The organism is Segatella copri, from assembly GCF_003465495.1.
GTDB classification, from domain to species: Bacteria; Bacteroidota; Bacteroidia; order Bacteroidales; family Bacteroidaceae; genus Prevotella; species Prevotella copri_G.
The window spans coordinates 1-10057 of sequence record NZ_QSAV01000068.1 but is presented as its reverse complement, the minus strand read 5'-3'; the positions used below and the strand labels follow the sequence as shown (position 1 = coordinate 10057).

Here is a 10057-nt window from a genome sequence, read left to right as displayed (position 1 = left end):
CTTATAAAAAATATTAAATTATAGTGTTGCGGAAATTAGGATATAGTGATTCTTCTCAATAGGGAGTACTGCAGACATTCTATTTACCATAAGACACCTTATAATAAAAGTGGGGGTGAAAGCAAGTTCCCGAAAGAGGATGAAAAAAATCTTGCTGCTGCAATCCAGTTGCCTAGCCAATTCCTCTACATTCATCCTTGCCATTTCTTCGGCCAAGACATTGGCAACTGATTGGAAGAGTGGCACGGAGATAGGCTTCCTGTCTGCCTTATCAAACATGATTTTTGCATTTGCCTATAATATCTGCATAATAATCTATCTTTTATTTTTTGAACATCAATAATCAGTAGTTGTACAAACTTAGAATAGAACCATTTATGCCTTCTCCTTCATAATCTCCAGAAAGCGGAAGTTGACTGCAGATATTGCAGATTTCTGCATCATCCAAATGCTCTGTTAACTCCAGATGAAATCCCCAACTGGTAGCGTGCAAATCCCAGACACCATAACCGCATGCGTTGACTGCTGTAATGATGGTATCTTGAAGTTGCCATATTTCCGTGAAGTCTCTCATCCTTTCTTTACCACCCACTTAAAGTTTTCCTTTCCTGCTCCTATTTCAAAGTGAAGCTTGGCAATGCCGAGGTCCATCTTGGTATATCCTACCATTGAGAAGCCTCTCTTGGCAATAACTTTGGGTTTACAACCAACTTTTGTACCTTCCTGGTCTTGCAGGAAGAATGAGAACTTCTGCTGATTGATGGCAGTGGGAGCAAGAAGAGCTGCTTCCACGCCCTTTCGGAACCATGAAGGAGAGTTGCTGGTTGCATTGCTCACCTGTTCCATGGTCTTGATTTTGTGACTAACCCCTTGTGACTCTCCGTATCCCAAGGCAATCATGCATGTCAACTTCTCCCCTTTTTCAATCTTGTAGGCTCCATTCACCTTGCGATAGCTTAATCCTGCCCAGCAGGTATTGAGTCCTAGAGCTTGGGCAAGCAGCACAAGCTGTTCGCCATAATAGCCAATACGCTCATCAAGATTGTCAGCTTTTTGCCCAGCCATTACAAGATAGTTCTCCACGCCATGGAATTTTCCATATGACATAATGCCGGAGAATGCCTTGGTTTCTTGGGTAACCAGTTGTATGTGAAGGCCACCCTCTTTGTTGCACTCCAAGATTTTTTCTTCAAGTGCTCTAACTACCTCAGTTGAAAGAGGTTTGTGTATGTACTTTCGTACACTATGTCTTTGTTTGATAGCTTCTTCTATAGTCATGATTTCTATAATGAATTGTGCATGCAAAGTTAAGAAAAAAAACAATATTCAAAGGCAAAAAACCAAGAAAAATCTCAGAAACTTATAATTTTTTATAAAAAGAATAATATATTACACCTTTTCTTGCGTAATCTAGATTCTTTTGTTAACTTTGCAGGAAAAGTACAATATAATACACTACTTGGTATGAAAATTCAAGAAGTAATGAAATTGCAGCGTAAGGCCTTGGGGATAACCCAGCAAGACCTCGCTGACATGTCTGAGATAGCCATTTCTACCATCAAGAAAATAGAGAGCGGTAAAGGCAACCCTTCCCTATCGACGGTTGAAAAAATCATGGATATCCTTGGCATGGAGGTTAAATATGAGATTCGTCAAACCGTTTAAATATAGTAGGATATGAGAAAAGCTATCGGTTTTGGACGGTAAGTTGAAACATACCTATTTCAAATCGTCCAAGAAAGAATTCAAAGATTCAATCGTAAATCAGAATGAGAATCATGAAATTGACATATATCTTTCATAGTGGTTTTGCAGTGGAGACCCAATCCTGCGTATTGGTCTTCGATTATTGGATGGATCCCGCCGATTGTATGCCGGTGATTCTGTCCAAGGGTAAGCCTGTGTATGTACTTGTAAGTCATTTCCATGAAGATCACTTCTCTCGGGAAATCTTTTCATGGCGCCAGTGCTACCCTCATACCTCTTTTACCTATATACTCTCCAAGGATATCTTCAAACATAACAGATGCCAAAAGAACGAAGCTGACGTCTTGATGGTAAAGGGAAAATCATGGTGCGACAAAAATATAAAGATAGTTGCAGCCGGTAGTAATGATAGCGGTGTGTCTTGGATAGTAGAAGTTGCAGGCAAGCGCATCTTTCATGCAGGCGATCTGAATAATTGGTACGCCAAGTTCTTGACTTCCGACTATAATGGTGGAACCATCAGGAGCTTTGAGTTTGGCGAGATAGACCCTCAAAAAGACGAGAAGCAATATTTGGGTGAACTCAAGGACATCAAAAAAATGACTGATAGTTTTGATGTTGTGCTGTTTCCTGTAGATGGCCGTATAGGTAATGGCTATACCCGTGGTGCAAGACAGTTCATAGAGCAATTCCAGACAGGTCTGTTTGTCCCAATGCATTTTGTGGCAAGTGGTTCCAAAAGCGCCTGGCGTATGAAAGAGTTTACCGATGCTGTGCAAATTCCGTTTTGGAAGATAGCACATGAGGGCGAATCGATAGATATATGATTCGTTCCATGAAGGGTGGTAATCATTCCAGGACTAGCAAGGCAAGAGATACGACAAGATTATAAACATAGAATGACATAATTAACAATGAATCCAATTGATATAGCACTCCGTATAGCAACGTCAGCCCATGCCGGTCAACTTGATCGCGATGGCTATCCTGTTATTCTTCATCCACTCACAGTGGGCTTGATGGGCCATGCAGACGAGGAAAAGATGACAGGCTTTCTGCATGATGTGGTAGAAGATACCTCCTACTCCTTTGAGGATTTGCTTCATGAAGGTATTCCCACAGGTGTAGTGAATGCCCTTCGCATCCTTACACATCAGCCGGGAACTGATTATTTCGATTATGTGCAGAGCATTATCGATTCTCAAAATCCCATTGCACTTCAAGTAAAGTACAATGACCTCCAACATAACTTTCAGAGAGGTAAGGCCTACCCAGACCTTCAGAAGAAACATGGCAAGGCACTGGAAATGATAAAGGCAGCCATCGAAAAATGCTCTCAGGTTGACATCTATCATGCGCCTGAAGACTGCAGTATAGAGGTTGGCATCTTTGCCTGCGGATGTTTCTGGGGCGCGCAACATCAGTTTCAGAAACAGCCCGGTGTACTCAATACCCTGGCAGGATATACCGGCGACAAAGAGGCTTTTCCTTCCTATGCCGATGTACGAGGCCACAAGACGCACCACGTAGAGGCCGTCATCGTGGAGTTCAATCCCCAACAGGTTTCATATGAGAGCTTATGTAAACTCTTCTTCGAGATTCACGACCCGGCACAGACCGATGGTGTTGGTCCTGATTTGAGGCCACAATACCGCAGCTGTATCTTCTATCGTAATGAATCTCAGAAGCAGACAGCCGAACATGTGACGGAACTTCTCCGTAGTAAGGGTGACGAGGTCAATACCTTGCTCCTGCCAGAGGAGACATTCTACATTGGCGAGGCCTACCACCAGCATTATTATGAAAAAACAGATGGTGAGCCTTATTGCCATCTGAGAACGAAGAAATTCTGAGAAGTAATTTTCAGCAAAATATCAGAGAGGTAAATAAAGCATTTGTAGTTGATAAATCATTGATTAACAATAAAACAATATCCTATGAAACTTAACAAAATCCATCATGTAGCCGTGATTTGCTCCGACTATGAGAAATCCAAGCATTTCTATACAGATGTGCTCGGAATGAAGATTGTAAGTGAAAACTATCGTGAAGGACGCGACTCCTGGAAGGCAGACTGCTTTCTTGGTGACACGTATGTCATAGAACTGTTCTCTTTCCCTAACCCACCAGCACGTCCTTCTTATCCGGAAGCAGCTGGACTGCGTCATCTTGCTTTTGAGGTGGATGAGCTTTCGGTGGCTATAGATGAACTTGACAATAAAGGTATCGCTCATGAACCCATCCGTACAGATGAATATACAGGCAAGCGATTTGTATTCTTCAGTGACCCAGATGGTTTGCCGATAGAACTGTATGAAAAATAAGAATCTGTTCAATCGTGTCTGATATAATGCAGCAAGTAAGTATCCAATATTACAGTTCGCCTTGTGGAGAAATCATCCTGGCATCGGTGGACGATGAATTGTGCCTTTGTGATTGGAATGAAATGCCATGTTCAGAGCGTAATAAGCTTCGGCTTTCGCGGTATATGAAGGCAGTGTTCAAGATAGAAACATCCCCTATCCTGGAACTGTCCAAGAAGCAGCTGAATGAATATTTCACCGGCAGCCGCAGGACATTCGATATTCCGTTGCACCCTATAGGAACCGATTTTCAGAAAAAAGTATGGGGTGCATTGCTCAACATCCCCTACGGAGAAACAAGGAGCTATAAGGAAATAGCCATAAGTATGGGTAACCCCAATGGCACAAGAGCCGTGGCAGGTGCCATCGGAGCTAATGGCATCAGCATTTTCATTCCCTGCCATCGTGTTATCGGAAGCAATCATCTCCTTACAGGTTTTGCCGGAGGATTGGATGCAAAGAGAAGGTTATTAGAGATTGAAGCAGAACAAAAACAACATAATGTTGATTTTCAAATAAGAAAATAAAAAAGACAAAAAATAAAAGAAATGAACATCAAGTCAATAGGCAGTAAAATCAAGGGAAATCCTACGATGGTAGAGGGTACGGTGTATTCCATGCTCATCATCTGTAGCATTTCCCATTTCCTGAACGATATGATTCAGTCGATTATCCCTTCCATCTATCCGATTGTGAAGGATAAGTTCGACTTCTCGTTTGCACAGATAGGCATCATCACGCTGGTTTTCCAGATGACATCTTCTATCCTGCAACCTTTCACAGGACTCTATGCCGATAAGCATCCCCGTCCCTATGCCCTCTCCATCGGCATGTGTTTCACATTGGTGGGCCTGCTCCTGCTGGCTTTCGCCGAGAATTATTTTCTGATTCTTCTGGCTGTAAGTGTCATAGGTCTGGGTTCGTCTGTGTTTCATCCCACGGCTTCGAGAGTGGCACAGATGGCATCGGGAGGTAAGAAGAGTCTGGCACAATCCATCTTCCAGGTGGGTGGCAATGACGGTTCGGCAGTAGGACCACTGCTGGCAGCCATCATCATCCTGCCTTTCGGACAGCATGCCATTTCCTGGTTTGCCCTTGCAGCCTTGCTTGCCGCCATCATCATGGTAAGATTGGGAGTCTGGTATAAGGCACGACTGACTTACGTGGTGAACCATCCCCAGAAACAGCCCCTTCTTAATACCCATATCTCTAAAAGGGTGAAGTATTGGGCTCTGTTTATCCTCATCATGCTCGTGTTCTCCAAGTATTTCTATACGGCATGCATTACGAGTTACTTCACCTTCTTCCTGATGGATAAGTTCGGCGTATCGGTACAGACCTCGCAGCTGTGCCTCTTCGTATTCCTTGCCGCCTTTGCTATAGGTACGGTGGCAGGAGGAATGCTAGGTGACAAGTTTGGCAGAAAGTATGTCATCTGGTTCTCCATTCTGGGAGCAGCACCTTTCGCCATCGCCATGCCTTTCGTCAACTTCACGTGGACCATCATCTTTACCTTCCTGTCAGGATTGATCATTGCCTCGGCTTTCTCTTCCATCGTGGTATATGCCACCGACCTGATGCCAGATAAAGTGGGATTGATAGCAGGCATTTTCTTCGGCCTGATGTTCGGACTGGGAGGACTTGGTTCAGCGTTCTTCGGCTGGTTAGCCGACAAGACCAGTATTGAGTTTATCTTCCAGGTGAGTGCCTTCCTGCCATTGCTCGGCATCATAGCAGGATTCTTGCCGAATACCCAGAAGAGAAGCGTTGAAGAAACTGATGAAAACGCAAAGTAAATGAAAGACTTTGATTTTAAATAATTGTATAAGAGAGTATTAAAAATGGAACAAGAAGAAAAGAAACAGAAATCTCAAGCTGCAGAGAATCAGGTATTCTGCCCACCGCAGCAGCCAGCTAGTATCCATTAAATATATAGGAGATTCATATATATAGGAGACTCATAAAAATGAAAAAAGATTCAAAAGAAAACCAAGCCAAATATGTAGAACTCAATTTGTTTCCTGAGGAGATAGAGGATCATCAGAAAGACTCTGTCTCCTCAGACAGTAAAGAAAACCATACTTCTTCAGACAAAGAGTATGATTTGACAGATCTGTTTGAAAGACTTTCCGGGTCAGCTTTCCGCAGCCGTTTCCATCTCTCGAAGAAGGATAAGGAATATATTGCAGAAAAGGGATTGGCTACCATCCGTAAGCATGCGGAGGATTTCGTTGCCAAACGTCTTGCTCCAGCAGTGATTCCCAATGACGGCAAGCAGACACCGATGAGAGGTCATCCTGTATTCATTGCCCAGCATGCTACCGGCTGCTGCTGCCGTGGTTGTTTCTTCAAATGGCATCATATACCTACCGGAAGACAGTTGACAGAAGAAGAACAGCAATATGCAGTGGCGGTACTTATGACCTGGATAGAAAAACAAGTTTGAAAAGGAATTTCTTTTTCCTATAAAGGCTAGAATTTTCATGTCCAAAACTCTTCTTCGCCAGTGGGTTGCATCTTGCTCCCGCACTTTGGACAAGTATGCATATCCCACCTGTGAATCCTCTCAGAACCACATCTTAGACATAGCCTTCCTACAAGAGAATTAAAACTAGATGCAGCATCACCAATTACTCCACCCACCACAAGAGGTACTATGTTTCTGCAGCCAGGACAAGACATGGCTTCGATATGCTGTCCCATGAAGCCACGTCCCTCATATACTTCTGTCTCGTACCCACAATCCTGGCATCTGAATATCTTCTTTTGTGACATAAATAATCTCCTTTCTTACCATTTTAACACCCAACTTGCATTGGATATCTTGCCAATCTATACCATCATCGACATGATAGAGACTGCAGGATAACCCATAATATAATGAAGCAAATAGGTTCGATACTTCATTATATTATAGATTAAGCTTAAACCTTTTTTTAAACATAGCCATCTCTCTAGCTGGGATTTGAAGCAGAGTAGCTAAACTTTCCCATTGACTAACTGCTGCTTGAACCTCTTGGATGATGATTTCAGCTTTCTCCCTCTTAATCATGTAGCTTTCAGATGAATCAAGCAGAATATTGATGTCTGCCTTGTTTGAAGATTCATTTATCAGAAGACTCTGATATTCATTAAGGGTAGGATTCATATCATAGGCTGGTGATAGAGTCCAGCCCTTTGGTGTGAGCAGAAAGCCATGGTTTCTGAAGTGGTCATCAGAATTTCCAATGCAGATGTTGAAGACAACCCTTCGGTAGAGTTCCAGAAGATTTTTCTCTACGTCGCAGCAACCTTGGAGTATGAAATCAACAATATCGAGATAACCATAACCACCTAGTGCATTATCACCATCCTTTAATCCTAGCAGAGACATGGATGACGCAAAATGGATTCTCTTAGCTTCTGCAGTTCGGTCAAAGCGTTTAGACAGGAGTGTGTGATATTTTCCCAATCCTCCCAACACCCTGGTTTGAGCTACCAGGATACCAGCCTTTTGAGCTAGCAGGTGAGAAAAGTGCTCCCAAAGTCCTGCGTCATAGTCATCTTTTCGAGAAGGAAACTTCGCGATGCATAGATTACCTTTTTCATCCAATACGCCTGCTTTAGGTCTTGCGCCACCCAATGAAGTACCAGGTTGGATGAGCTGCGCTATCCATTTTTTCTCAGGCAAAACATCATTCTCTTCAGATCTCTCTACTTCTTGACTGGCATGAACCAATTCTCTAATCTCTGTTAATGGGGGTATCTTGAGAGATGGAGACACATTGATATAATCACCTTCCATTTCCTTCTTAAACCTAAATCCACCCATTCTGGAGGAGTCATCGATGCCCATGAGGTAATCGAATGAGGAAAGAGGTCTGACTGCTCTTTTTTCTTCAGCGGCCTGTATCTGTTCTCTTCTTTTGAGCAAGGTACGTCCCCACCTATCTGGCAAAGCATCAGAAAAACATCCGAAAATATCACTTCCTGGCTGGGTATATTGCATGCCTGGGTAATTGTTGATGTCTTCCGAAAGCTTAATTCCGGCATGAACCTTAAGCCAATTCTCATCAAACTTAAATGCATAACTGCCAGAGCCGCGCAATTTTTCATAGCACAACTCCCCTACCAGCTCCCCTTTGCCGAGCCAGTTAAAATCAGCGAAAACAAAGAGTCGTTCCATTCCTATTCCTTTTTAGATGCTCGTTGACGATTCTTCAGTCCCATATCCTGCAATGCCCTTCCGAGTTTGTCATCCTTTGCCAGGAGCAAGATGTCATCATCCAGCTGAAGAGCATAGAGTACACGAAGGTAAATTCCGATGGAGACCGTTGGTAATCCCTTTTCTACCTTGCAAAGTGTAACTTCCGAGCATGTTGCCCTTTCTGCAACTTGCGCCATGCTCAGGTTGCGCCGTAATCTGGCAAGCTTAATCTGCTCACCCACGATTTCCATCTTTTGAATCAACTTCCTTGGAAGTTTGTTTGCCATTGTATTCTTTGTCATAGCTTTAATCTTAATTATAATATGCAAAAATACATAATTTACTTTATTATAAGATGGGTTATCAAGTTTTTTTAAGAATAATTAGATGTATTAAATTAAACGCAGAAATCTGCCGGCATTACTGCCAGCAGACCTCTGCGTTTTAATTATATTGAAAATCAGATATTTGTTACTCTGAAACAGCAGCCTGTTCTATCTCTGTTGACTCCTGCTGGGCGTTCTTCTGTGGAGTCTCCTGAACCTCAGCTGGCTGCTCAGATTGGGTTGTTTCTACAGACTCTGCAGTAGTCGCCTGCTCTGTAGAATCCTCTGCACCGGCCTGAGGCAAAACAGGTGTGCTGATCTCTGCTGAATCCTTTGGAGTTTCAGGTGCTACTGTATCAACTGGAACTACTTCAGAATTATCTATCATCATTTTGCTTGATGCAAATACGTTGCTTACTGAAACCATTACCATAGCTGCGATAGCTGCAAAAACGAACTTCTTCATAATCTTATCTATTTTAAATTGTTACTATTTATTGTTATTTTCTCTGTTTTGGGATTCATTATCGAACCCACTATTCATGGTTGCAACCTGCATGCCAAAAGATAATAGAAAAGATGATAAGCTTGATATACAGAGACTTATAATTTGTGTGCCATAAATTACCCCTGTGGAATTTTGGGAAAAAGTGTAGAACTATTCCCCAAAAAACTGGGGAATAGCAAGATTATGGCACCACGTAATATCATCTATAGCAATAATGCTTCCTTCGATTTAAATATTCCAGGTCTTCTTGGTGAGCATAGGCTTCCTTTTCAAACCTGATGTTGTAATATGCCCGCATCCAATTCCGATATCTGAGAAATAAGAAAAACCATTCTATGATGTACCAGAGGTAGAATGGGATATACAACAACTCCCTTGCTTGAGCCGTATGTATAAGCTCATGGTTGAGTTCTTCTTTAGAAAGCTCTTCGCAAGTAACAATTATGCCAAAGAGATTGATTGCAATGAAGCTTTTCATGAAGGAACGTCTCTTGATTCTGATAATCCTAGTCATCAGCCATAAGATTGCTGAGTTCGTCGAGGAAGTTAATCATCATGCTTCCGGTTCCTCTAGACTGGGAAGCTGCCCTTTCTCCGGCAATTCCCATGGCTTTCATGGCATGAAAAGATGCTTCCAGAGGATCGGAGTTCACAGCAAGGAATGCCCCAACTATACCAGTGGCAGTACATCCAATTGCAGTAACCTTGCTCATCATGGGATGTCCTTCATGAACATAAGCCATTCTTTCGCCATCCGTGATGAAGTCTATGGCTCCAGTTACAACTATGATACAGGAAAGTTGCTGAGCCAGTTTCTTAGCCTGTTTCTCACCTCATAGGTTTCCTGGTGACTATCCACTCCCTGCATGCCTATCTGGTGAGAGTACAATGCCTGAATCTCACTGGCATTTCCCTTGATGACTGTAGGTAAGCGGCTCCGCGTTTATACCTTGCCCTTTATCGTAAA

The 10057-nt window shown here is 42.7% G+C and carries 14 protein-coding genes; 8 read left to right on the top strand and 6 right to left on the bottom strand.

The window, feature by feature from the left end; all coding sequences use genetic code 11:
• Nucleotides 1-343: 343 nt before the first annotated feature.
• Both DWV53_RS14305 and DWV53_RS14300 read right to left on the bottom strand, forming a co-directional pair.
• Complete coding sequence (locus DWV53_RS14305) at nucleotides 344-574, bottom strand: hypothetical protein (RefSeq protein ID WP_118155243.1); 231 nt, start codon at nucleotides 572-574, stop codon at nucleotides 344-346.
• Nucleotides 571-1278, bottom strand: coding sequence for a nitroreductase family protein (locus DWV53_RS14300; RefSeq protein ID WP_118155240.1), 708 nt, complete (start codon nucleotides 1276-1278; stop codon nucleotides 571-573). The genes DWV53_RS14305 and DWV53_RS14300 overlap by 4 nt, the downstream gene beginning before the upstream one ends.
• A 204-nt stretch (nucleotides 1279-1482) precedes the next feature.
• Here DWV53_RS14300 and DWV53_RS14295 point away from each other — a divergent pair, with 204 nt between their 5' ends.
• The 7 genes from DWV53_RS14295 (at nucleotide 1483) to DWV53_RS14265 (ending at nucleotide 6516) form a co-directional block, all read left to right on the top strand.
• A complete protein-coding gene (locus tag DWV53_RS14295; RefSeq protein WP_228112629.1) occupies nucleotides 1483-1665 on the top strand; it encodes a helix-turn-helix domain-containing protein in 183 nt (60 codons plus the stop codon).
• A 113-nt stretch (nucleotides 1666-1778) separates the two neighbouring features.
• Complete coding sequence (locus DWV53_RS14290; RefSeq protein ID WP_118155253.1) at nucleotides 1779-2534, top strand: MBL fold metallo-hydrolase; 756 nt, start codon at nucleotides 1779-1781, stop codon at nucleotides 2532-2534.
• Nucleotides 2535-3080: 546 nt separating this feature from the next.
• Nucleotides 3081-3560, top strand: a complete 480-nt coding sequence (gene msrA, locus DWV53_RS16420) for a peptide-methionine (S)-S-oxide reductase MsrA (RefSeq protein ID WP_334649337.1) — start codon at nucleotides 3081-3083, stop codon at nucleotides 3558-3560.
• Between the two features lie 84 nt (nucleotides 3561-3644).
• The gene (gloA2, locus tag DWV53_RS14280) at nucleotides 3645-4031 is read left to right on the top strand and encodes an SMU1112c/YaeR family gloxylase I-like metalloprotein (protein WP_118155238.1); all 387 of its coding nucleotides are present in this window, start codon (nucleotides 3645-3647) and stop codon (nucleotides 4029-4031) included.
• Between the two features lie 26 nt (nucleotides 4032-4057).
• Entirely contained in the window at nucleotides 4058-4597 is a 540-nt protein-coding gene (locus DWV53_RS14275) for a methylated-DNA--[protein]-cysteine S-methyltransferase (RefSeq protein WP_118155235.1), read from the top strand.
• A gap of 21 nt (nucleotides 4598-4618) precedes the next feature.
• Nucleotides 4619-5866, top strand: a complete 1248-nt coding sequence (locus tag DWV53_RS14270) for an MFS transporter (RefSeq protein ID WP_118155232.1) — start codon at nucleotides 4619-4621, stop codon at nucleotides 5864-5866.
• A gap of 170 nt (nucleotides 5867-6036) precedes the next feature.
• Nucleotides 6037-6516 carry a DUF4186 domain-containing protein gene (locus DWV53_RS14265; protein WP_118155229.1) on the top strand — a complete coding sequence of 160 codons (480 nt, stop codon included), beginning with the start codon at nucleotides 6037-6039 and terminating at the stop codon, nucleotides 6514-6516.
• A gap of 35 nt (nucleotides 6517-6551) precedes the next feature.
• Here DWV53_RS14265 and DWV53_RS16240 read toward each other — a convergent pair whose 3' ends face one another.
• From DWV53_RS16240 to DWV53_RS14245, 4 genes are all read right to left on the bottom strand, one after another.
• Nucleotides 6552-6845 (bottom strand): hypothetical protein, encoded by a 294-nt coding sequence (locus DWV53_RS16240; RefSeq protein WP_118155226.1) that lies wholly within the window; start codon nucleotides 6843-6845, stop codon nucleotides 6552-6554.
• 136 nt (nucleotides 6846-6981) lie between these two features.
• Complete coding sequence (locus tag DWV53_RS14255; protein WP_118155223.1) at nucleotides 6982-8235, bottom strand: type II toxin-antitoxin system HipA family toxin; 1254 nt, start codon at nucleotides 8233-8235, stop codon at nucleotides 6982-6984.
• Nucleotides 8236-8237: 2 nt separating this feature from the next.
• The gene (locus DWV53_RS14250; RefSeq protein WP_006848192.1) at nucleotides 8238-8558 is read right to left on the bottom strand and encodes a helix-turn-helix domain-containing protein; all 321 of its coding nucleotides are present in this window, start codon (nucleotides 8556-8558) and stop codon (nucleotides 8238-8240) included.
• Between the two features lie 169 nt (nucleotides 8559-8727).
• Entirely contained in the window at nucleotides 8728-9048 is a 321-nt protein-coding gene (locus tag DWV53_RS14245; protein WP_118155220.1) for a hypothetical protein, read from the bottom strand.
• Nucleotides 9049-9533: 485 nt separating this feature from the next.
• Between DWV53_RS14245 and DWV53_RS16445 the strand changes: the two genes are divergently transcribed.
• A complete protein-coding gene (locus DWV53_RS16445) occupies nucleotides 9534-9929 on the top strand; it encodes a hypothetical protein (protein ID WP_259319005.1) in 396 nt (131 codons plus the stop codon).
• The last annotated feature ends 128 nt before the right edge of the window (nucleotides 9930-10057 follow it).